Annotated in this window: 17 protein-coding genes; 8 read left to right on the forward strand and 9 right to left on the reverse strand. The window is 74.2% G+C overall.

What is annotated here, in order from left to right; translation table 11 throughout:
• Positions 1–25: 25 nt before the first annotated feature.
• Positions 26–4,696 carry an ATP-dependent helicase gene (locus D7318_RS20035; protein ID WP_183091523.1) on the reverse strand — a complete coding sequence of 1,557 codons (4,671 nt, stop codon included), beginning with the start codon at positions 4,694–4,696 and terminating at the stop codon, positions 26–28.
• A 52-nt stretch (positions 4,697–4,748) separates the two neighbouring features.
• Here D7318_RS20035 and D7318_RS20040 point away from each other — a divergent pair, with 52 nt between their 5' ends.
• From D7318_RS20040 to recX, 3 genes are all read left to right on the forward strand, one after another.
• Positions 4,749–4,943 carry a DUF3046 domain-containing protein gene (locus D7318_RS20040; RefSeq protein WP_120698504.1) on the forward strand — a complete coding sequence of 65 codons (195 nt, stop codon included), beginning with the start codon at positions 4,749–4,751 and terminating at the stop codon, positions 4,941–4,943.
• 162 nt (positions 4,944–5,105) lie between these two features.
• Positions 5,106–6,248: a recombinase RecA gene (gene recA, locus D7318_RS20045; RefSeq protein WP_120698505.1), complete on the forward strand. Its 1,143-nt coding sequence runs from the start codon at positions 5,106–5,108 to the stop codon at positions 6,246–6,248.
• Positions 6,249–6,250: 2 nt separating this feature from the next.
• Positions 6,251–6,859, forward strand: a complete 609-nt coding sequence (recX, locus tag D7318_RS20050; protein ID WP_230423916.1) for a recombination regulator RecX — start codon at positions 6,251–6,253, stop codon at positions 6,857–6,859.
• Here recX and D7318_RS20055 read toward each other — a convergent pair.
• The 5 genes from D7318_RS20055 to D7318_RS20075 form a co-directional block, all read right to left on the reverse strand.
• Entirely contained in the window at positions 6,856–8,430 is a 1,575-nt protein-coding gene (locus tag D7318_RS20055; protein WP_120698507.1) for an FAD-dependent monooxygenase, read from the reverse strand. The genes recX and D7318_RS20055 overlap by 4 nt on opposite strands.
• A 100-nt stretch (positions 8,431–8,530) precedes the next feature.
• The gene (locus D7318_RS20060) at positions 8,531–9,442 is read right to left on the reverse strand and encodes an amino acid ABC transporter permease (RefSeq protein WP_120698508.1); all 912 of its coding nucleotides are present in this window, start codon (positions 9,440–9,442) and stop codon (positions 8,531–8,533) included.
• Positions 9,439–10,113: an amino acid ABC transporter permease gene (locus tag D7318_RS20065; RefSeq protein WP_113688783.1), complete on the reverse strand. Its 675-nt coding sequence runs from the start codon at positions 10,111–10,113 to the stop codon at positions 9,439–9,441. Before D7318_RS20065 ends, D7318_RS20060 begins: the two co-directional genes overlap by 4 nt.
• Before the next feature lie 99 nt (positions 10,114–10,212).
• Positions 10,213–11,019 carry a glutamate ABC transporter substrate-binding protein gene (locus tag D7318_RS20070; RefSeq protein ID WP_120698509.1) on the reverse strand — a complete coding sequence of 269 codons (807 nt, stop codon included), beginning with the start codon at positions 11,017–11,019 and terminating at the stop codon, positions 10,213–10,215.
• 68 nt (positions 11,020–11,087) lie between these two features.
• Positions 11,088–11,873: an amino acid ABC transporter ATP-binding protein gene (locus D7318_RS20075; protein ID WP_120698510.1), complete on the reverse strand. Its 786-nt coding sequence runs from the start codon at positions 11,871–11,873 to the stop codon at positions 11,088–11,090.
• A gap of 300 nt (positions 11,874–12,173) precedes the next feature.
• On the opposite strand from D7318_RS20075, the gene D7318_RS20080 reads away from it, so the two are divergent.
• Together D7318_RS20080 and D7318_RS20085 are read left to right on the forward strand one after the other, a co-directional pair.
• Positions 12,174–12,923 carry a response regulator transcription factor gene (locus D7318_RS20080; RefSeq protein WP_120698511.1) on the forward strand — a complete coding sequence of 250 codons (750 nt, stop codon included), beginning with the start codon at positions 12,174–12,176 and terminating at the stop codon, positions 12,921–12,923.
• 18 nt (positions 12,924–12,941) lie between these two features.
• Positions 12,942–14,387 carry a HAMP domain-containing sensor histidine kinase gene (locus D7318_RS20085; protein WP_120698512.1) on the forward strand — a complete coding sequence of 482 codons (1,446 nt, stop codon included), beginning with the start codon at positions 12,942–12,944 and terminating at the stop codon, positions 14,385–14,387.
• Here the strand turns inward: D7318_RS20085 and D7318_RS20090 are convergent.
• Positions 14,350–17,427, reverse strand: coding sequence for an alpha-mannosidase (locus tag D7318_RS20090; protein ID WP_120698513.1), 3,078 nt, complete (start codon positions 17,425–17,427; stop codon positions 14,350–14,352). The genes D7318_RS20085 and D7318_RS20090 overlap by 38 nt on opposite strands.
• A gap of 71 nt (positions 17,428–17,498) precedes the next feature.
• Positions 17,499–18,497, reverse strand: coding sequence for a TAXI family TRAP transporter solute-binding subunit (locus D7318_RS20095; protein ID WP_120698514.1), 999 nt, complete (start codon positions 18,495–18,497; stop codon positions 17,499–17,501).
• Positions 18,498–18,576: 79 nt separating this feature from the next.
• On the opposite strand from D7318_RS20095, the gene miaB reads away from it, so the two are divergent.
• A complete protein-coding gene (gene miaB, locus D7318_RS20100) occupies positions 18,577–20,067 on the forward strand; it encodes a tRNA (N6-isopentenyl adenosine(37)-C2)-methylthiotransferase MiaB (RefSeq protein ID WP_120698515.1) in 1,491 nt (496 codons plus the stop codon).
• Between the two features lie 53 nt (positions 20,068–20,120).
• Positions 20,121–20,828, forward strand: a complete 708-nt coding sequence (locus D7318_RS20105) for a class III extradiol dioxygenase subunit B-like domain-containing protein (protein ID WP_120698516.1) — start codon at positions 20,121–20,123, stop codon at positions 20,826–20,828.
• Between the two features lie 42 nt (positions 20,829–20,870).
• Here the strand turns inward: D7318_RS20105 and D7318_RS20110 are convergent, their stop codons facing one another.
• A complete protein-coding gene (locus tag D7318_RS20110; protein WP_120698517.1) occupies positions 20,871–21,104 on the reverse strand; it encodes a hypothetical protein in 234 nt (77 codons plus the stop codon).
• 112 nt (positions 21,105–21,216) lie between these two features.
• Here D7318_RS20110 and miaA point away from each other — a divergent pair, with 112 nt between their 5' ends.
• Positions 21,217–22,164: a tRNA (adenosine(37)-N6)-dimethylallyltransferase MiaA gene (gene miaA, locus D7318_RS20115; protein WP_120698518.1), complete on the forward strand. Its 948-nt coding sequence runs from the start codon at positions 21,217–21,219 to the stop codon at positions 22,162–22,164.
• Positions 22,165–22,175 lie beyond the last annotated feature (11 nt).

The following is a 22,175-nucleotide window of genomic DNA, read 5'->3' on the forward strand; positions in this document are numbered from 1 at the left end:
GATCACCGGGGGTCACGCCCCCACGTCATGGCCGCAGGCGCAGTCCGCGCGGCGTCGCGTGGAAGCCCGCGGCCTCGAGCCGCCCCGTCCACACCGGATCGGCGAGCACGGACGAGCCGTTCACCCGCTCCACGGTGAGCGCGCCGATGGCGCCCTCCCGCGCCGCACGGGACAGCGCCTCCGCGGCCGCCCGCGGGGCCTCCTCAGGGGCCTCCGCCGCCTCGTCGGGCCAGGCGAGCAGCGTGCGCCCGCCGCGCTCCAGGTAGAGCGTGAGCCGTCCGTCCACCAGCACCACGAGCGCCCCCGCCTTGCGGCCAGGCTTGTGCCCCGCCCCCATGGGCGGCTCGGGCCAGGGCAGCGCGGCACCGTAGGCGTTCGCCGGGTCGGCCGCGGCCAGCACGAGGGCGCGCGGCCCGTGGGCGGCCCCGCCCCGCTCCGCCGATGCGCTGAGGGCCCGCAGCCGGTCCACCGCGCCGTCCATGGCGAACTGGGCCGCGCCGAGGCCCTCCACGACATAGCCGCGCCTGGCCTGGCCGCTGTCCTCGAACGCCGAGAGCACCCGGTACGCGGCCGAGAAGCCGCCGGTGACCCCCTCCGCCGTGACGGCGCCGCGGGTGACCACCCCGTGCCGGTCGAGCAGCGTGCGGGCCAGGGCGTGGGCGCGCAGCGTGGCGTCGGCCTCGGGGACGGGCGCGAGCGACCAGCGCCCGGCCACGGTGGGCGGCCCGCTCCTCGACGCCGTGGGGCGGCGGCCGCCCCCGATCGCCAGGGAGCCGTAGCGGCCACGGGGCGTGGCCCTCCGACCGCGGTGCGCCACGGAGCCTGCGGTGCGGCCCGAGCCCAGCAGGGCGCGCAACGGGCCCAGGGTGTCGTTCGTCAGACGACCCGACCAGGCGAGCTCCCAGACCGCCTCGGTGAGCGCGGCGTCCGACGCCTCGTGCCCGGCCGCCCCCACCTGCTCGGCGATCTGCCGGAAGAACAGCCCGTACCCGCCGGAGAGCGCGTCGAGCACCGCGCGGTGCAGCGGAGACAGCTCCAGGGGGTGCGGCGGCGGGAGCAGCAGCGGCGCGGTGTCCGCGGGGTAGAGCGCGACCCAGCCGTCCTTGCCCGGCAGGGCGCCGGCGCCCGCCCAGACGACCTCGCCCGAGGCCGTCAACTCGTCGAGCAGCGGCGGCGCGTAGCCGGAGACCCGGGACGGCAGGACCAGGCGCTCGAGCGCGGAGGCGGGCACGGGGGCGCCCTGCAACTGCTCGATCGCCCGCACCAGTCCTTCGATGCCGCGCAGCCCGCCGCGCCCCGGCTCGCCCACGTGCTGCCACGGGGGGAGGAACGCGGCGAGCGCCGTCGGCGGCACCGGCTCCACCTCCTCGCGGAGCGCGGCGAGCGAGCGGCGCCGCAGCCTGCGCAGCACGGTCGGGTCGCACCACTCGTGTCCCGCGCCGCCCGGCCTGAACTCCCCCTGCACCAGGCGGCCTTCGGCCGCGAGCCGGTGCAGCACGCCGTCCGTGACCGCGCTGCCGAGGCCGAACCTGGCGCCCAACTGCGCCGAGGTGAACGGGCCGTGGGTGCGGGCGTACCGGGAAAGGAGGTCGCCGAGCGGGTCGCCCACCGGCTCGGTGAACGCCTCCGGCACGCCCACCGGGAGCGCGGCGCCCAGGGCGTCCCGCAGCCGCCCCGCGTCCTCGATCGCCGCCCAGTGGACCCGGCCCGCGACGCGCACGCGCAGCGCCCTGCGGGCGGCGGCCAGGGACTCGGCCCACTCGGGGCGTGCGCCGCGCTCGGCCAACTCCTCGTCGGTGAGCGGGCCGAGGACGCGCAGCAGGTCGGCGACGCCCTCGGCGTCCTTGACCCGGCGCTCCTCGGTGAGCCACCGGAGCTCCCGCTCCAGCTGGGCGAGCACATCGGGGTCGAGCAGCTCACGCAGCTCCGCCTGGCCGAGCAGCTCCGCGAGCAGCCGGGAGTCGAGCGACAGGGCGGCGGCGCGGCGCTCGGCCAACGGGGAGTCGCCCTCGTAGAGGTACTGCGCGACATAGCCGAAGAGGAGCGAGCGGGCGAACGGCGAGGGGTCGCGCGTGGTGACCTCGACCAGCCGCACGCGCCTGGCCTCGATGTCCCGCATCAGCTCGGTGAGCCCCGGCACGTCGAAGACGTCCTGGAGGCACTCGCGGACCGCCTCGAGCACGATCGGGAACGAGCCGAACTCGGCGGCGACCGAGAGCAGCTGGTGGGCGCGCTGCCGCTGCTGCCACAGCGGGGTGCGCCGCCCGGGGGCGCGCCGGGGCAGCAGCAGGGCGCGCGCGGCGCATTCGCGGAACCTGGCGGCGAACAGGGCGGAGGCGCCGATCTGGTCGGTGACCACCTGGTCGACCTCGCCGGGGTCGAGCAGCACGTCCGCGGCGCCGACCGGGGCCTTGGCGTCGTCGAACGCGGCGTCGGCCGGGCCCGTGACCGCGCCGGGCGCGTCGAGGTCGAACGCGGCCTCGGTGGCCAGCAGATCGGCGTCGGGCAGCCGCAGCACGATGCCGTCGTCGGCGTGCATCACCTGGGCGTCAAGCCCGAAGCGCTCGCCGATCCTGGCGCCGAGGGCCAGCGCCCAGGGGGCGTGCACCTGCGCGCCGAACGGCGAGTGCACCACCACGCGCCAGTCGCCCAGCTCGTCGCGGAACCGCTCGACCACGATCGTCCGGTCGTCGGGGACGTGGCCGCACGCCTGGCGCTGCTCCCCGAGATACGCCAGGACGTTGTCCACGGCCCAGGCGTCGAGGCCAGCCGAGGCCAGCCGCTCCCGCGCGGCCCCGTCGTCCAGGCCGCCGATCTCCCGCAGGAACGCGCCCAGGGCCCGGCCGAGCTCGAGGGGGCGGCCCAGCTGGTCGCCCTTCCAGAACGGCAGCCGCCCCGCGATGCCAGGGGCGGGGGTGACCAGCACCCGGTCCCGGGTGATGTCCTCGATCCGCCAGGACGTGGTGCCCAGCGTGAAGACGTCGCCCACCCGCGACTCGTACACCATCTCCTCGTCCAGCTCGCCCACCCGGCCGCCGCCCTTCCTGGGGTCGGCCCCGGCGAGGAAGACACCGAACAGGCCACGGTCGGGGATCGTGCCGCCCGAGGTGACGGCGAGCCGCTGGGCGCCCGGGCGGGCGGTGAGGGTGTGCGCGACGCGGTCCCAGACCAGCCGGGGCCGCAACTCGGCGAACGCGTCCGACGGATAGCGCCCGGCCAGCATGTCGAGCACCCCGTGGTACGCCGACTCGGGCAGCGCGGCGAACGGGGCGGCCCTGCGGACCAGCGCCAGCAGCTCGTCGACGTCCCACGGGTCCATCGCGACCATGGCGACCAGCTGCTGGGCCAGCACGTCCAGGGGGTTGGCCGGGACGCGCAGCGACTCGATGGCCCCGGCCCGCATCCGCTCGGTGACCACGGCCGACTGCACCAGGTCCCCGCGGTACTTGGGGAAGACGACGCCCGCGGAGACCGCGCCGACCTGGTGCCCGGCGCGGCCGACCCGCTGGAGCCCCGAGGCCACCGAGGGCGGGGACTCGACCTGGACCACCAGGTCGACCGCGCCCATGTCGATGCCGAGCTCCAGGCTCGAGGTGGCGACGACGGCCGGGAGCCGCCCGGCCTTGAGGTCCTCCTCGATGAGCGCCCGCTGCTCCTTGGAGACCGAGCCGTGGTGGGCGCGGGCCAGCAGGGGAGCGGCGCCCCTGGCCGCGCCCGAGCCGCCCATCAGCGCGGCGGGGGAGTGCTCCTCGGGCAGGGGCTGGCCGGTGGCGCGCTCGTGGGCGATCCCGTTCATCCGGTTGCACAGACGCTCGGCGAGCCGCCGGGAGTTGGCGAAGACGATCGTCGAGCGGTGCGCCCGCACCAGGTCGACGATGCGCTCCTCGACCGAGGGCCAGATGGACGGCACCGCGCCGGAGCCCGGGGCGTCGGGCACGGGGGAGCCCCCCAACTCGCCCATGTCCTCCACGGGGACCACGACGGAGAGCCGGAACTCCTTGCCCGAGGGCGGCTGGACGACCGTCGCCCTGCGCTGCGGGGAGAGGAAGCGGGCGACCTCGTCCACCGGGCGCACGGTGGCGGAGAGCCCGATGCGGCGGGCCGGGCGGTGCAGCAGGGCGTCGAGGCGCTCCAGACTCAGCGCGAGGTGGGCGCCGCGCTTGGTGCCCGCGACGGCGTGCACCTCGTCAAGGATGACGGTCTCCACGCCGGTCAGGGTGTCCCTGGCGGCGGAGGTCAGCATCAGGAAGAGCGACTCGGGGGTGGTGATCAGGATGTCGGGGGGCCTGCGGGCCAGGGAGCGCCGGTCGGCCGCGGGGGTGTCGCCGGTGCGGATGCCGACCCTGATGTCGGGCTCGGGCAGGCCGAGGCGGACCGACTCCTGCCGGATGCCGGTCAGGGGGCTTCGGAGATTCCGCTCGACGTCGACGGCCAGGGCCTTGAGCGGGGAGACGTACAGCACGCGGCAGCGCTTGTGCGGCTCGGCGGGCGGGGGCGTGGCGGCCAGCCGGTCCAGCGAGGCGAGGAAGGCGGCCAGCGTCTTGCCCGAGCCGGTGGGCGCCACGACCAGGGCGTCGGACTCCTCGGCGATCGCCCGCCAGGCGCCCTCCTGCGCGGCGGTGGGCGCCTCGAAGGCGCGCGAGAACCAGGCCCGGGTCGCCGGTGAGAAGGAGTCGAGCGCCGCGCGTGGATCCATGGCTCCATCGTGCACCCCGCCACTGACATCGGGCGGGCGCGATACTGGGACCATGCGGTTGACGGACTTCTGGGAGCGGATGACCGAGCGTTTCGGGCCCGCCTATGTGGATTCATTCGCCCGCGACCACGTGATGGCGGAGCTCGGCGGGCGGACGGTCGTCGAGGCGCTGGACGCGGGGTGGGACACCAAGGACGTCTGGCGCGCTGTCTGCACGGCCTTCGATGTCCCGCCGCACCTGCGGTGACGGCCCCCGGACGACGGCCGGCGGGGCGGTCGGTGGGCCCTGGATCGCTTGACACACAAATCGAACGGCCATTCTTATGGGAAGGGCAATCGGCGATTGTCAGTGGCGGGCGTTAGCGTCCGTGATGTGAAGCGATCTCATCAGACGGACCGGGTGGCACCCATGGCAGGTACAGACCGCGAGAAGGCACTCGACGCCGCTCTCGCCCAGATTGAGCGGCAGTTCGGCAAGGGCGCGGTGATGCGCCTGGGCGAGCGGCCCGACGAGCCGGTCGAGATCATCCCCACCGGCTCCACGGCCCTCGATGTGGCCCTCGGCGTGGGCGGGTTGCCCCGCGGCCGGGTCGTCGAGGTCTTCGGCCCCGAGGCCTCGGGCAAGACGACCCTGACCCTGCACGCGGTGGCCAACGCCCAACGGGCGGGCGGCACCGTGGCGTTCGTGGACGCCGAGCACGCCCTCGACCCGGAGTACGCCAAGCGGCTCGGCGTGGACGTGGACCAGCTGATCCTCTCCCAGCCGGACAACGGCGAGCAGGCGCTGGAGATCACGGACATGCTGATCCGCTCGGGGGCGCTCGACCTCATCGTCATCGACTCCGTGGCCGCCCTGGTGCCGCGCGCCGAGATCGAGGGCGAGATGGGTGACTCGCACGTCGGCCTCCAGGCCCGGCTGATGAGCCAGGCCCTGCGGAAGATCACCGGCGCGCTCAACCAGTCGAAGACCACCGCGATCTTCATCAACCAGCTCAGGGAGAAGGTCGGCGTGATGTTCGGCTCCCCCGAGACGACCACGGGTGGCCGGGCGCTGAAGTTCTACGCCTCGGTGCGGCTGGACATCCGGCGCATCGAGACGCTCAAGGACGGCACCGACGCGGTGGGCAACCGCACGCGGGTCAAGGTCGTCAAGAACAAGGTGGCGCCCCCGTTCAAGCAGGCCGAGTTCGACATCCTCTACGGCACCGGCATCAGCCGCGAGGGCGGGCTGATCGACATGGGCGTGGAGCACGGCTTCATCCGGAAGTCCGGCGCCTGGTACACCTACGAGGGCGACCAGCTCGGCCAGGGCAAGGAGAACGCGAGGAACTTCCTGCGGGACAACCCCGACCTGGCGGACGAGATCGAGAGGAAGATCAAGGAGAAGCTCGGCATCGGCCCGAAGGCCGACGTTCCCGAGCAGGCGGCCGACGCCCCCGCGGGCGCGCCCGCCAAGGGCGCGGCCCCGGCCGGGGCCACCGCCACCGCGACGGTCGCCGCGCCGCCCGCCAAGGTGTCCCGGGCCGCCAAGCCCGCGGCCGCCAAGAGCTGACGGTGACCCGGCGCAGCGAGTGGCCGGAGCGCCCACCACCCCGAGACCGCGGTGGCCCCTCGACGTCGAGGGCCGACGAGGGGCCACCGCGCACGCCACGTGACCCGGTCGAGCGGGCGCGGGCGATCAGCCTGCGGCTGCTCACCGGGACCCCGCGCACCCGGCGGCAGTTGGCCGACGCCCTGCGCGAGCGGGACATCCCGGACGAGGCGATCGACACCGTCCTCGACCGCTTCGAGGAGGTGGGGCTCATCGACGACGCGGCGTTCGCGGCGGCGTGGGTGGAGTCCCGGCACCACGGGCGGGGCCTCGCGGGCCGTTCGCTCGCCCGCGAGCTGCGCACCAAGGGCGTGGCGGCGCCGGTGATCGACGAGGCGGTCGCCCGACTCGACCCCGAGCGCGAGGAGGAGACCGCCCGCGCCCTGGTGGAGCGCAGGCTGCGCGCCACGCGGGGCGTCGAGCCGGTCAAGCGGCTGCGGCGGCTGGTCGGCGTGCTGGCCCGCAAGGGATACGCCGAGGAGCTGGCCGTCCGGGTGGTCCGCGAGGCGCTGGCGGCCGAGGCCGCCGAGGCCCCCGGGACCACCGACGAGCGGTGGCGGGACGGCTTCTAGCCCTCGGCGGCTTCCGGGGCGGGGTCGGGGACGGCGCGCAGGGCGGCCGCGCAGGCGCGCAGGGACGGCTGGTCGGCGCCCGGCAGGGCGGCGGCCAGGTGCCCGTCGGGGCGGACCACGAGCAGCGTGTGCGGAGCGGCCCCGGGGTAGTCCTCGGTCACGAGCAGCTCGGCGGGCAGCGCCAAGGTGCCGGTGGCGGCGGCCAGTTCGGGCATGAGCCCGGCCGAGAGCCAGTGCCGGGCGTCCCACACCCGGGCCCCCGGCGCGGTCAGGACCAGCAGCAGCGGCCCGCCCAGGCGTTCGCGCAGCATGCGCGTCTCGCCCTCCAGGGTGATCACCGGCACATCGGCGACCGGCGCGCCGACGGGGGTGTCCGTCGTGGTGCCCCGGCGCGGCGCGCAGGCGAGGGGCGAGGCGCCGTACCGCGCGGGGCCGCCCAGGGTGCCCCGGCCCAGATGGCTGTCGGACAGCAGCGCGAGGCGGCCACCGCTCCGCCCCGTGAGCCGCCCCTTGAGACCGCCCCCGCCGCGCACCAGGGGCAGCGCCTGGTCGACGGCGCGCAGCCGCGCGCCGACCGCTGTGCGCCGCTCGGCCTGGTAGCTGTCGAGGAGGGAGTCGGCGTTGCCCTCGTGGCAGGCGACGGCCAGCTTCCAGGAGAGGTTGTCGACGTCCCGCAGCCCCTCGGCGACCTGTTGCGTGCCGAGCGCCCCCAGCAGGTGCGCGGCGTCCCCGGCGAGAAAGGCGGGCCCCGAGCGCCAGGCGCGGGCCAGCCGCTGGTGGCAGACGTGGACGCCGGTGTCGAGCAGCTCGTAGGGCGGCACCTCGCCCTCGTGCCACGCGGCGAGCGTGCTGTGCACCCGGTCGAGCAGGGCGTCGGGGGTGACGAGGCCGTCGTCCCGCGGCAGCGGCCAGTCCAGGCGCCACACGTCCCCCGGCAGCGGCCGGGCCGTGACCTCCCCCGCGGGCAGCCCCCGGTGCAGCCCCGCCTCGCCGGGCCAGGGCAGCTCGGCGCCCACCGCGGCGACGGCGAAGCGCTCGACGCCGGTGCGCCCGGGGAAGGGGACGCGCAGCAGCTTGCGGACGGTGGAGCGGGGCCCGTCGCAGCCGACGAGGTGGCTGCCGCGCCACTGCCGTTCTTCGTCGCGCCGCCCCTCGGGGGCGCGGGCGACCGAGCGGGCCACCAGCTCCCTGCCGCGTTGCTCGAGGTCGACGACGCGGTGCCCCCGGGCGACGCGGATCAGCTCCTGGCGGGCGACGGCGTCGCGCAGGGCCCGCTCCAGCGCGTGCTGCGGCACATGGCGCGGCGCGTCATCGGGGGCGACCGGCCGGTGGAGCACGGTCCTGCCGCGTTGGGTGACCCGCCACGCCTCCCAGGCGGGGGCCTGGCCGCCCAGGCCCGGCAGCCCGGCCCAGTGCGCCACGTCGGGGGGCAGCACACAGGTGCGGGCGAGGCGCACGGGGGGTGGTTCATCCGCGCCGTCCAGGAGGACGGTCGGGACGCCGTGCCCGGCCAGGGCGAGCGCCAGCGCGAGCCCGACGGGGCCCGCGCCGGCGATGATCACGGGCAGCACAGGACGTATGCAACGGCAGCGGATGAGAGGGCGTCAAGTCGGCCTTGACGCGGGCGGGTTGTCGCGGGACCGGCCGTGGCCGGCCCCGCGCGACGACCCACTACGTCTTGGCGAGGCCGCCGGGACCCGGCACGTCGCCCGCCGCGTCCAACTCGTCCGTCACCGTGGTGGACAGCACGGCACCCGTGCCCCGCTTGCCGCGCCGTATCCGGCCCTCGAGCCAGCTGGCGAAGCTGGTGAGCAGGAAGTTCAGCACGATGAAGATCACGGCGATCACGGTGAACGCCGCCAGCAGGTTGGCGAAGTTGCCGTCGATCAGGCCGACGCTGTCCAGGAGCTCGCTGTAGCCCAGCATCGCGCCGCCGAGCGCGGTGTCCTTGACGATGACGACCAGCTGGCTGACGATCGCGGGCAGCATCGCGGTGACCGCCTGCGGCAGCAGCACGAACAGCATGATCTGCCCCTTGCGCATGCCGATCGCCTTGGCCGCGTCGGTCTGCCCCCTGGGCAGCGCGAGCACGCCCGCGCGCACGACCTCGGCGAGCACCGAGGCGTTGTACAGCACCAGGCCGGTCACCACCGCGTACAGCGGCCGCACGTCGCGGTCGATGTCGGTCCACATCGCGTACGCCTCGTTGGCGAACAGCATCAGCAGCAGCACCGGGATCGCGCGGAAGAACTCGACGACGGTGCCCGCGGGGATCCGCACCCACGCGTGGTCCGAGAGCCGCCCGATGCCGAGCGCGGCGCCGAGCGGCAGGGCGATCAGCATGGAGAGGCCCGCGGCGATCAGGGTGTTCTGGAGGCCGGGGAGGATGAACGTCGTCCACACGTTGCCGTTGGTGAAGAACGGCTCCCACTGGTCCCAGTCCAGCTCGCCGTTGTCCTCCAGGACGCTCAGCACCCACCCCGCGCCCGCCGCCAGGACCACGAGGAAGACGACGGCGATGAGGACGTTCCGGCGTCGGGCGCGGGGCCCTGGGGCGTCGTACAGAACGGAGAGATCGCTCATCGCTTCACCGCCGCGCGCTTGGCGACCCAGCCGAGGAACAGGCCGGTCGGGAGGGTCAGGACGATGAAACCGAAGGCGAACAGGATGGCGATCGGCACCAGTTGGGCCTCCTGCTCGATCATGTCACGCATCAGCAGGGCGGCCTCGGCGACGCCGATGGCGGCGGCCACCGTGGTGTTCTTGGTCAGGGCGATCAGCACGTTGGCCAGCGGCGCGACCACCGCGCGGAACGCCTGGGGCAGCACGATCAGTGTGAGCACCTGTGTGAAGCTCAGCCCGAGTGCCCTGGCGGCCTCGGCCTGCCCGACAGGCACCGTGTTGATCCCGGACCGCAGCGCCTCGCACACGAACGTCGAGGTGTAGAGGACGAATCCGAGGACGGCCAGCCTGAACGACAGCGACTGGGTGCCGAAGTCGGCCCACATCGTCATCCCCAGCGTGTAGGCGAGGAGCTGAGAGCAGGCCACGATGATCAGGGTCAGCGGGGTGTTCCGGAAGACGTGCACATACACGGTGCCGAACGCCCGCATGATCGGGACGGGGCTGACGCGCATCGCGGCGAGGATCGTTCCCCATATGAGGGAGCCGATCCCCGAGAGGACGGTGAGCTGCACCGTCGTCCAGAACGCTCCGAACAGGTCATACCTGTCGAGGTCAAGGAAGTCGAACACGGAATCTCGCAGTCTCGCCCTGGGGGCGGATGGCGGAAGAGGGCGTGGCGCGCCGCCCGCCGTGAGCGGCGCGCCACGGTGGCCGTGAACGGGCCAGGGTCAGGGACGGGCCCCGATCTCGGGGGCGGCGTCCGCCTCGTAGTTGGCCGGGCCGAAGTGCTCCTGGACCAGCTCTTCCCAGGTGCCGTCCTCGACCATCTGCGCGATGGCGTCGTTGACGTCCTCGAGGTCCTCGGAGTCCTTGGGCAGGCCGACGCCGTAGTACTCGTCGCTCAGCTCGAGCCCGGCCAGCGCGAACTTGCCCTGGTGCTGCTCCTGGGCCGCGTAGCCGGCGAGGATGGAGTCGTCGGTGGTCAGGGCGTCGAGAGTGCCGTTCTCCAGGCCGGTGAGGCACTCGGAGTAGGTGTTGAACGGCTGGAGGTTGGCGTCGGGGGCGAAGTCCCGCTGGACGTTCTCCGCCGAGGTGGAGCCGGAGACCGAACACAGGGTCAGGTCGTTGATGGCCTCGGGCGTCGGGACCTCGGTGTCGGTGCGCAGCAGCAGGTCCTGGTGGGCGACGAAGTACGGGCCCGCGAAGTCGACCTGCTCCTCGCGCTCCTCGGTGATGGAGTAGCTGGCCACGATCATGTCGACGTCGCCGCGGTCGAGCAGCTGCTCGCGCTCGGGGCTCGGGGCCTCCTCGAAGGTGATCTCGTCCTCCTCGTAGCCGAGCTCGCCCGCGATGTAACGGGCCACGTCCACGTCGAAGCCGACGAAGTCGCCCTCCTCGTTCTGGAGGCCGAGGCCCGGCTGGTCGAACTTGATGCCGATCGTGATGCCGTCGTCGCCCCCGCCGCCACAGGCCGTGGCGGTCAGGACCAGGGCGGCGGCGGAGGCGGCCAGGGCGCTTGCCTTGCGAAGTCTCATGGTGGGTACTCCCCCTCGTTGAATGTGCGTGATGGAGGTGAAAACGTGCGGAATGCCGGAGCCGCGCATCAGTGCGCGAGGATCTTCGACAGGAAGTCCTTCGCGCGGTCGCTCCGCGGGTTGTCGAAGAACTGGTGGGGGTCGGCCTCTTCGACGATCCGGCCGTCGGCCATGAACACGACGCGGTTGGCCGCCGAGCGGGCGAAGCCCATCTCGTGGGTGACCACGACCATGGTCATGCCCTCGCGGGCCAGTTGCTGCATGACCTCGAGGACCTCGTTGATCATCTCGGGGTCCAGGGCCGAGGTGGGCTCGTCGAAGAGCATCACCTTCGGCTCCATGGCGAGGGCACGGGCGATGGCGACGCGCTGCTGCTGCCCACCGGAGAGCTGTGCCGGGTACTTGCCGGCCTGGTTGCCCACGCCCACCCGGTCGAGCAGCGCCTGGGCACGCGTCCTGGCCAGCGACTTGTCCTGTCCCCGCACCTTGATCGGACCGAGCGCCACGTTGTCGAGCACGGTCCGGTGCGGGAAGAGGTTGAAGGACTGGAAGACCATGCCCACGTCGGCGCGCAGCCGGGCCAACTCCCTGCCCTCCTCCGGCAGGGGGCGGCCGTCGATGGTGATGCTGCCGTCGTCTATCGTCTCCAGGCGGTTGATCGCCCGGCACAGCGTCGATTTACCGGAACCCGAGGGGCCGATCACGACGACGACCTCGCCGCGCTTGATCGTCAGGTTGATGTCCTGGAGCACGTGGAGTGCGCCGAAGTGCTTGTTCACCTTGTCCAGGACGACCAGATCTTCCGCCGGGGGTGCTGCGTCGGCGGCCTCCTTCGCCAGCGGCACTTCGCTCATCGTGGTCCTGCTCCCGTCCTCGTCGGTTGCAGGGACACTAGCCAGCATGAATCACAACGTCACTTGATCTGAGGGGAAATTGAGCATAACGATCCGATCGCCCGCCACTTCCCTGCGTCACCGTCCGTCGCTCAGCGTGCCCGGCGCATAACGGAAGCGTTCAGCTCGTCCGGTGCCCCTTGACGCGGCCCCAGGTGATCGGCGTGGATGCCAGGGAGAAACGCGCGGACACGCGAGGACACAGGGGGACACCCGCGGGCAACCGGTGACGCGGACAGAGCGCCGGAAGGAGGGCGGACGGTGAGACTGCTCCTGGTCGAGGACGACGAGCACGTCGCCGCCGCCCTCGTGGCGGTGCTCGGCAGGCACGGCTTCGACGTCGTGCGGGCCCGCGGGGGCGAGGAGGCGATCAGCCTGCTGCGCGACCGCTCCTACGGGGTGGTCCTGCTCGACCTCGGCCTGCCGGACGTCGACGGCTTCGAGGTGTGCGGCCGGATCAGGCGCCTGACCTCGGTGCCGATCATCATGGTGACGGCCCGCGCGGACGTGCGTTCCCGCATACACGGGCTCAACCTGGGCGCGGACGACTATGTCGTCAAGCCCTATGACACCGGCGAGCTCCTCGCCCGCATCCACGCGGTCAGCCGCCGCACGGGCCCCGAGGAGGTGGCGGAGCCCGGCGTGCCCGACGACGTGCTGTCCCTCGGCCCGGTCGTCGTCGAGCTGGCGACGCGGCAGGTGTCGGTGGACGGCCGCCCTGTGACGTTGACCCGCAAGGAGTTCGACCTGCTGGCGCTGCTCGCCCAGCGGCCCGGCGTGGTCTTCCGCCGCGAGCAGATCATCAGCGACGTGTGGCAGACCAGTTGGGAGGGGACGGCACGCACCCTCGAGGTGCACATCGCCTCGCTGCGTTCCAAGCTGCGCAGGCCGGAGCTGGTCGAGACGGTGCGCGGCGTCGGCTACCGCCTGGCGATACCGCCCGCGCCGTCGGCACCCTCCGCGCCGCCCGCGCCCTCCGCCCCTTCGACGCCGCCCGCGCCCTCCGCCTGACGGGCGCCAGGCCACTCCATGCGCTCCCGCCTTCTCCCACTGCTCATCGTGCTGCTCACCGGCGTGCTGCTCGCCCTCGGCATCCCGCTGGCGACGAGCCAGGCCCGCAGCGAGCAGCAGCGCGTGGTCGTGGACCGGATCGACGACACCGCGCGCTTCGCCTCCCTGACCCAGTCCGCCGCCGACGCGGGGCCGCCGGGCGAGCAGCGGCTTGCCGCGCTCGAGGACGAACTCGCCACCTACCACGACGTCTACGGCATCAGGGTCGGCGTCTTCCAGCGCGACGGCCGCCCCATGGCGGTCGCCCCCGAGGGCTGGGAGGCGCCGGGCGGGGCGGGCGGCGAGGAGTTCGCCGAGGCGCTCGCGGGCCGCCGCAGCCAGGGCCCGACCCAGGTGTGGCCCTGGGCGCTCGACCGGCGGCTGGTCGTCGCCTCGCCCGTGATCAGGGACGGCGACGTGATCGCGGTGGTGGTCGTGGACTCGCCGACCGGGCCGCTGCGCTCCCGCATCCTGCGCGGCTGGCTCGGGATCGCCGCGGGCGAGGCCGCCGCGATGCTGCTCGCGGTCGGGGCGGCGTTCCGGCTGACCGGCTGGGTGCTGCGCCCGGTGCGGGTGCTCGACAAGGCGACCCACGACATCGCCACCGGGCAGCTCGCGTCGCGGGTGGCCGCCGCGGGCGGGCCGCCTGAGCTGCGGCGCCTGGCGCGTTCGTTCAACGAGATGGCCGACCACGTCGAGCTGGTCCTCGACCAGCAGCGCGCCTTCGTCGCCGACGCCTCGCACCAGCTGCGCAACCCGCTGGCCGCGCTGCTCCTGCGCATCGACCTGCTGGGCCTCGAACTGCCCGAGGGCAACGAGGAGTTCGCCTCCGTCAAGGCCGAGGGCATCAGGCTGGCCAAGGTGCTCGACGGGCTGCTCGACCTGGCGCTCGCCGAGGGCACCCCCGCCGACCTGCGCATCACCGATGTCGCGGCGCTCGCCGCCGAACGCGTCGCCGCCTGGCGCCCCGTCGCGGACCGGCGCGGGGTGCGGCTGACCGCCGAGGGCGCGGCGGCGGCGACCGGCTGGGCCGACCCGGTGGGGCTCTCCAGCGCGTTGGACGCCATTGTCGACAACGCGCTGAAGTTCACGCCCGAGGGCGGCGCGGTGCGCGTCGCCGTCACCGCGAACGGCGAGCGCGTCACCGTCGAGACCGCCGACGACGGCCCCGGGCTCGCCCCCGAGGAACTGGAGCGGATCGGCGACCGCTTCTGGCGCAGCGGCCGCCACCAGAACGTCCAGGGCTCGGGGCTCGGCCTCTCCATCGTGGCCACCCTGCTGGCCGCGGGAGGGGCGACGATCACCTACACCGCGAACGAGCCGCGCGGCCTGCGGGTGATCGTCGCCGTCCCGCGCCACGCGCCCGAGCGCGCGCCGGCGCAGCCGGTCAGGCGCGAGCCGGGGAGCGGCTCAGCCGCACCGTGAGGACCTGGAAGGGCCGCAGCGCGAGCCCCACTCCGCCCTCCTCCGCGGCGTCCAGCGGCGCGCCGCCCTCCATCGGGCGCTCGAGCAGGTCGGTCTCGACCGCGCCCGTGCACGGGAAGCCCGGCACCAGGCGCCCGCGCGCCCTGCCGCCGCCCGACTCGTAGAGCCGCACCACCACGTCGCCGCCGCGGTCGTCCGCCAGCTTGACGGCCTCGACCACGATCGACCCGCCGTCCACGACCGTGACCAGCGGCTCCACGGTCGCGCCGCCCGGCACCGAGCGCTCGGGCAGGTTGATCCAGTGCCCCTCGCGCACCGCGTCGCCGATCGTCGCCCCCGGCACCAGCGCGTACCTCAGCCGGTGGGCGCCCTGGTCGGTGTCGGGGTCGGGATAACGCGGCGCGCGCAGGAGCGACAGCCGCACCGTCGTCGTCTGGCCGCCGTCCTCGCGCACCTCGCGGCTCACATCGTGGCCATAGGTCGAGTCGTTGACCACGGCCGCGCCCCAGCCGGGCTCGCCCACGTGGATCCAGCGGTGCGCGCAGATCTCGAACTTGGCCGCCTCCCACGACGTGTTGGTGTGCGTGGGCCTGAAGACGTGCCCGAACTGCGTCTCGGCGGCCGACGCGTCGGCCTTCACATCGAGCGCGAACGCCGCCTTGAGGATCTTCTCCCGCTCGTGCCAGTCGATGTCCGCGTCCACGTCGAGCGCCCGCGCGCCGGCGCGCAGCGTCAGCCGCTCGGTCACGGTCGAGGCGCCGAACGAACGCGCCACCCGCACCGTCGCCGCCCCGTCGTCCGCGGTCTCGAGCGCCAGCTCGTCGAGGGCCGTCAGATCGGTGACGCTGTTCCGGTAGAACGCGTCGACGTCCCACGCGTCCCAGTGGTTGGGGAGGTCGGGGTGGAGCTGGAGCAGGTTGCCCGCGCCGCCGGGCGCGATGGCCTCGCGGCCCGTGGTGAGATCCATGGCCGACACCACGAGGCCGCGCGCGTCGATCTCCACCCCCAGCAGACCGTTGGCCAGCGTGAAGCCACCGTCCGCGCGCTCCTGCGCGCGCACCGGCGCGGTGGACAGCTCCGGGCGCGGTGCCGCGCCACCGGCCTGGATGCCGCCGCGGGGGTGCGGGGCGGCGTTGAACACCACCGAGCCGCCCGCGCTCGCGCCGCCCGCGCCGTCCCCCGACCCGGCGAGCGCCCGCTGCGCCGCGTCGATGATCGCCAGCAGCTCCGCGCGCACCCGCGCGTAGGTCTCCCTGGCCTCCCGGTGCACCCACGCGATCGACGAGCCGGGCAGGATGTCGTGGAACTGGTGGAGCAGCACCGTCTTCCAGATCCGGTCCAACTCCTCGTACGGATACGCGTACGGGGAGGAGCCGCCCGACGCCCGCACCGCGGCCGTCGCCGCCCACAGCTCGGCCTCGCGCAGCAGCGACTCGCTGTGCCGGTTCCCCTGCTTGGTCCTGGCCTGCGACGTGTAGGTGCCGCGGTGCAGCTCCAGATACAGCTCCCCGACCCACACCGGCGCGTCCTGGTACTCCTCGTGCGCCCCCTCGAAGAACGCCTCGGGCCGCTCGATCTCCACGCGCGGCGAGCCCTCGAGGTCGCGCAGCCGCGCGGCCCGCGCCAGCATCTCCCGGGTGGGGCCGCCCCCGCCGTCGCCCCAGCCGAAGGGCGCGAGGGAACGCGTCCCGCGCCCCTTCTCGCGGTAGTTGCGCGCCGCGTGCGCCATCTCGCGCCCGCTGAGGTCGGAGTTGTAGGTGTCCACCGGCGGGAAGTGCGTGAACACGCGCGTGCCGTCGATGCCCTCCCACCAGAACGTGTGGTGCGGGAAGGCGTTGCTCTGGCTCCAGGAGATCTTCTGCGTGAGGAACCAGGTCGACCCCGAGAGCTTCACCAGCTGCGGCAGCGCGGCCGTGTAGCCGAAGGAGTCCGGCAGCCACACCTCCCGGGTCTCGATCCCGAACTCCTCCAGGAAGAAACGTTTCCCGTGGACGAACTGCCGCGCCATGGCCTCGCCGCCGACCATGTTGGTGTCGGACTCCACCCACATGCCGCCCACCGGCACGAACGTCCCGTCCGCCACCTTCCGCCGCACCCGCGCGAACACCTCGGGCCTGTGCTCCTTGAGCCACGCGAGCTGCTGCGCCTGCGACATGGCGAAGACGAACTCCGGGTGGTCGTCCATCAGCGCCACCACGTTGGCCGACGTGCGCGCCACCTTCCGCACGGTCTCGCGCAGCGGCCACAGCCACGCCGAGTCGATGTGCGCGTGCCCGACCGCGCTGACGCGGTGCGCCGTCGCGTGCGCCGGGGACGCGAGCGCCGGCGCGAGCCGCTCGCGCGCCGCAGGGGCCGAGCCCGCGATGTCGTCCAGGTCGAGCGCGTCGAGCGCGCCCTCGATCGCCCGCAGCAGCGTCCAGCGCAGCGCGTCGTCGACGGCCAGCTGCTCCATCAGCCCGCCGACCACGTCGAGGTCCTGCGCCAGCTCCCACACCTGCGGCTCGAACACCGTGAGGTCGAGGCGGTCGAACCGGTACAGCGGCTCGTCGCCCGCCGTGAGCCGGTCGCCGAGAACGGTGGGGCGCGCGTCGTTGATCACGGGGTTGGCCGCCGCCTCGACGAACAGCTCGACCTCCTCGCCGCCCGCCGCCTCGTCGGCGATGCGCACCCAGTCGTTGTAGGGGTGCAGGCCCTTCACGGCCTCGCCGTCGGCCCGGTACACCAGGCCCTCGCACTGGAACCCCGGCATCCCGCGGTCGAAGCCGAGGTCGATCACCGCCTCGACGGTCAGGCCCGCCCACTCCCGCGGCACCCGCCCGGTCAGCCGCAGCCACGTGGTGCCCCACGCGGGCCCCCACGAGTCCCCCGCCGCCGCGGGCGTGAAGGGCGCGGCCAGCCCCTCGCCCACCGGGACCGGCTCGCCGGGGGCGTCCCACCGCTCCACGGTGAACGGCACCGGATCGCGGTGCACGGCGGGCCGGATCCGCTCCTCGAGCACCCGGCGGAGTCGGTCTTCGACCAGCTTTCGGTCGTCGTGCATGGTGCTACTCCGAACGTTTCTCGTCAAAAGTGTCGAAAATGTCGAAAGAGTCGGAAAGGTCGGTCAGTTGATCAGGACTTGACCGACCGGTAGTAGTCGCGGGCGCCGTTGTGCAGGACCAGGGGCTGGGTGTAGATCGCGGTCAGCAGATCCACCCGCTGCGCCGCGTGCACCTGCCGCCCGATCCGGTCGCGGCCGTTGATGACCGACCGGGTGATCTGCTCGGTGACCGCCTCGTCCGCGTCCTCGGTCGTCACCAGCAGGTTCGCCACCGCGATCGTGTCCACCACCTCGGCGCCCGCGATCCCGGGGTAGGCGTCGGGCGGCAGCACGGCCGCCCGGTAGTACGCGGTGTGCGGCCCCCGCTCGCCGAGCGCGGGAAGCAGATCGCCGAGCGGCACCAGGCGGATGTCCAGGACGCCGGAGAGCCGCGAGACGGCGGTGGTCGGCAGCCCGCCCGACCAGAAGAACGCGTCGATCCGCCCCGCCTCCAGCATGCGCGGCATGTCGCCGATGCCGTCGCGGAACGGCACCACGTCGGAGTCCATGTCGAGGCCCGCGGCGGCCAGCAGCTCGCGCGTCACCAGCTGCACGCCCGAGCCGTCCTGCCCGACCCCCACCCGCAGCCCCCGCAGATCCTCCGTCGCCCGCACCGGCGATGACGAGGGCACGACGAGCTGGATGTAGTCGTCGTACAGCCGCGCGCAGGCCCGCAGCCGGTCCGCGCCCACGCCCCCCTGGGCCTGGTAGACGGCTATCGAGTCGGCCGTCGCGATCGCGTAGTCGGCCTCGCCCGAGGCGAGCCTGCCCAGGTTCTCCAGGGAGCCGACGCTGCGCTGCAACGCCATGTCCAGGTTGGGGGCGTCGTTCGCCAGCTGGCCACGGAGCAGCTGGCCGTACTTGGCGTAGACTCCGCCGTTCACCCCCGTGCTCAGCGAGACCGAGCCCGAGACCCGGTCCTCGTCCCCGACGAGCGGTCGCCACAGCAGCGTGGCCGCCAGGGCCAGCACCACGACGACGCCCAGCAGCAGCGGCCTCGAGCGCCGGCGCGGGGAACCCACGGAGAGCATCAGAGCAAGGTAGCAGCGGAACGTAGACTTGGGGACCTGCGGTATCCGCTTCTCGCACCGAATGGGATTGAGTTCACGCATGCCCGACGTCGCGCGCACCTATGAAGTCAGGACATTCGGCTGCCAGATGAACGTCCACGACTCGGAGCGGATGGCGGGGTTGCTCGAGCGGGCCGGCTATGTCCCGGCGGCCCCCGGCGCCGAAGCGGCTGACGTGGTCGTGTTCAACACCTGCGCGGTCCGGGAGAACGCCGACAACCGCCTCTACGGGAACCTCGGCCAGCTCGCCCCCCGCAAGGCCGCCCGCCCCGGGATGCAGATCGCCGTGGGCGGCTGCCTGGCGCAGAAGGACCGCGACACCATCGTGCGGCGCGCCCCCTGGGTGGACGTCGTCTTCGGCACGCACAACGTCGGCAGCCTCCCCGTCCTGCTCGAGCGGGCCCGGGTCGAGCGCGAGGCGCAGGTGGAGATCGCCGAGTCGCTCGAGGCGTTCCCCTCCACCCTGCCCACGCGCCGCGAGAGCGCGTACGCGGCCTGGGTCGCCATCTCCGTCGGGTGCAACAACACCTGTACGTTCTGCATCGTCCCCGCGCTGCGCGGCAAGGAGAAGGACCGCCGCCCCGGCGATGTCCTGGCCGAGGTCGAGGCGCTGGTCGCCGAGGGCGTCTCCGAGATCACCCTCCTCGGCCAGAACGTCAACGCGTACGGCTCCGACATGGGCGACCGCCAGGCGTTCTCCAAGCTGCTGCGCGCGTGCGGCGCCGTCGACGGCCTCGAGCGCGTCCGCTTCACCTCGCCCCACCCGCGCGACTTCACCGACGACGTCATCGAGGCGATGGCCGAGACGCCGAACGTCATGCCCCAGCTCCACATGCCGCTCCAGTCGGGCTCCTCGCGGATCCTGCGCGCGATGCGCCGCTCGTACCGGCAGGAGCGGTATCTCGGGATCATCGGGAAGGTGCGCGCGGCCATCCCCGACGCCGCGATCACCACCGACATCATCGTGGGCTTCCCCGGCGAGACCGAGGAGGACTTCGAGGAGACGCTGCACGTCGTGCGCGAGGCGCGCTTCGCCCAGGCGTTCACCTTCCAGTACTCCAAGCGCCCCGGCACCCCCGCGGCCGAGATGGCGGGCCAGATCCCCAAGGAGACGGTCCAATCGCGCTACGAGCGGCTGGTGCGGCTCCAGGACGACATCTCGTGGGCGGAGAACAAGCGGCAGCTGGGCCGCACCGTCGACGTCCTGGTCGCCGAGGGCGAGGGCCGCAAGGACGACGCCACCCGCCGCCTCTCGGGCCGCGCCCCTGACAACCGCCTGGTCCACTTCGCGCGCCCCGACGAGCCGATCCGCCCCGGCGACGTCGCCACGGTCACCGTCACCTATGCGGCGCCCCACCACCTGCTGGCCGAGGCGCCCCCCGAGGCCGTGCGCCGCACCCGCGCAGGGGACGCGTGGGAACGCCGCACCGCCGCGCCCGCGCAGGGGACCCCCGGAGTGCTGCTCGGGCTGCCGAAGGTCGGCCCGCCGGCCGCCGCCCCCGAGCCCGCCGGCGGCTGCGCGGCGCACTGAGGCCCCGGCGCGCACGCCCCGGCGCCCGCAGGCGGCGGGGTTAGGCTGCGGCCATGCTCGTCGCCGCCGCTGTGTGCCCGTGTCCGCCCCTGCTGGTGCCCGAGGTGGCGGGGGGTGCCGCGGCCGAGCTCGACGAGGCCCGCGCCGCCTGCGACGACGCCCTCGGCGTGCTCACCGCGGCCAGACCCGACCGGCTGCTGGTCGTCGGCCCCGCGGCCCAGCCCGAGCGGGGCGCGTTCCCCCCGGGGGCGCGCGGCTCGTTGCGCGGCTTCGGGGTGGCGGTCGAGGCCCGTCTCGGCGAAGGCCCGCCCGGCGAGCGCGCGTTGCCGCCGTCCCTGACCATCGGCGCCTGGCTGCTCGAACGCACGGGGTGGGCCGCCGCGCCCGTCGAGGGCCTCGGCGTCGGCGAGCCGCTCGCGCCCGAGCGGTGCGCCGCCGTGGGCCGCGAGCTGGCCGCGGCGACCGACCGGCTCGCCCTGCTGGTGATGGGCGACGGCAGCGCGTGCCGATCCCCGCGCGCGCCTGGGGCGTACGACGAGCGCGCCGTCGCGTTCGACGAGGCGACGGCGCGGGCGCTCGGCGAGGCGAACACCGCCGCCCTGGCCGCCCTCGACGCCGAGCTGGCCGAGGATCTGCGCGCGGCGGGTCGCTCCAGCTGGCAGCTGCTCGCGGGCGCGGGCGAGGCGACCGGTCTCGCCGGCCGCCTGCTGTACCACGAAGCCCCTTACGGCGTCGGCTACTTCGTGGCCTCCTGGTCCTAGCCGGGGTCCAGGCCGGTCCTCCGCGGCCGCCCCCGGCGCGGCTCAGGAGCGGGCCGCGCCCTCGCCCGCCCCGCTGTCCGCGGCCTCGGGCGCCGCGGTCTGCTTCGGGATGCCGACCTCGTCGGCCCCCTCGCCCTCGCCTCCCTCGGCGGTCCCCGAGGGCTGCGCGGCGGCGGCCTTCTCCTCGGTCGCCGCCGCGGCGGCCGCCCCCGCGCAGCACGCCGCAGGCTCGGACGTCCCCTTGCCGCGGCCCCGGAACCAGGCAAACACTCCCATGACAACTCCCGACCTTCCGTGGGTGGATGACTCAGCAGCAGCAACGACCCGCGGCGCCCGCCGTCACGTCGCTCGTTCGAGGGCCGCGGGCGGATCTGGGAGACTGCCCCGCGTGAACAGCGCAGCCCACGCCCCCCGGGTCGTCGCCGTGGTCGGGCCGACCGCCGCGGGCAAGTCGGACCTCGGGGTCGCCCTGGCGCGGCGGCTCGGCGGCGAGGTGGTCAACGCCGACTCGATGCAGCTCTACCGCGGCATGGACATCGGCACCGCCAAGCTGACGCCCGCCGAGCAGGGCGGCGTTCCGCACCACCTGCTCGACATCTGGGACGTCACCGAGACCGCGAGCGTCGCCGAGTACCAGCGGCTGGCGCGCGAGCGGATCGACGCGCTGCTGGCCGCGGGGCGCGTTCCCGTGCTGGTCGGCGGCTCGGGCCTCTATGTCCGCGGCGCGATCGACACCCTGGACTTCCCCGGCACCGACCCGGCCGTACGGGCGCGTCTCGAGGGCGAGTTGGCGGGTCTTGGCAGCGCCGCGCTGCACGCCAGGCTGGCCGAGGCCGACCCGCGGGCGGCGCACGCGATCCTGCCGAGCAACGGCCGCAGGATCGTCAGGGCGCTCGAGGTCATCGAGATCACGGGGGAGCCGTTCACCGCGCGGCTGCCTGGCGCCGCCGACGAGCGGTCCGTCTACCCGACGCTCCAGATCGGCGTCGGGGTGGAACGCCCCGAGCTGGACGCCAGGATCGCCGAGCGGGTGGACCGGATGTGGCGGGCGGGCCTGGTGGACGAGGTCAGGGCGCTGGAGCGGGCCGGGCTGCGCGAGGGGCGCACGGCGTCAAGGGCGCTGGGGTACCAGCAGATCCTGGCCGCGCTCGCGGGGGAGTGCGCCGAGGAGGAGGCGCGCGAGGAGACCGTTCGCGCCACCCGGCGCTTCGCCCGCCGGCAGGAGAGCTGGTTCCGCCGCGACCCGCGCGTGCGCTGGCTGAGCGGGGCGCGCGAGGCGCGGGGGGAGCTTGTGGACCTTGCGTGGGAGCTGGTCGAACGGACGGTCACATCCTGATCACGTGATGG

It is taken from the genome of Streptomyces radicis (genome assembly GCF_003626575.1).
GTDB lineage: Bacteria > Actinomycetota > Actinomycetes > Streptomycetales > Streptomycetaceae > Streptomyces > Streptomyces radicis.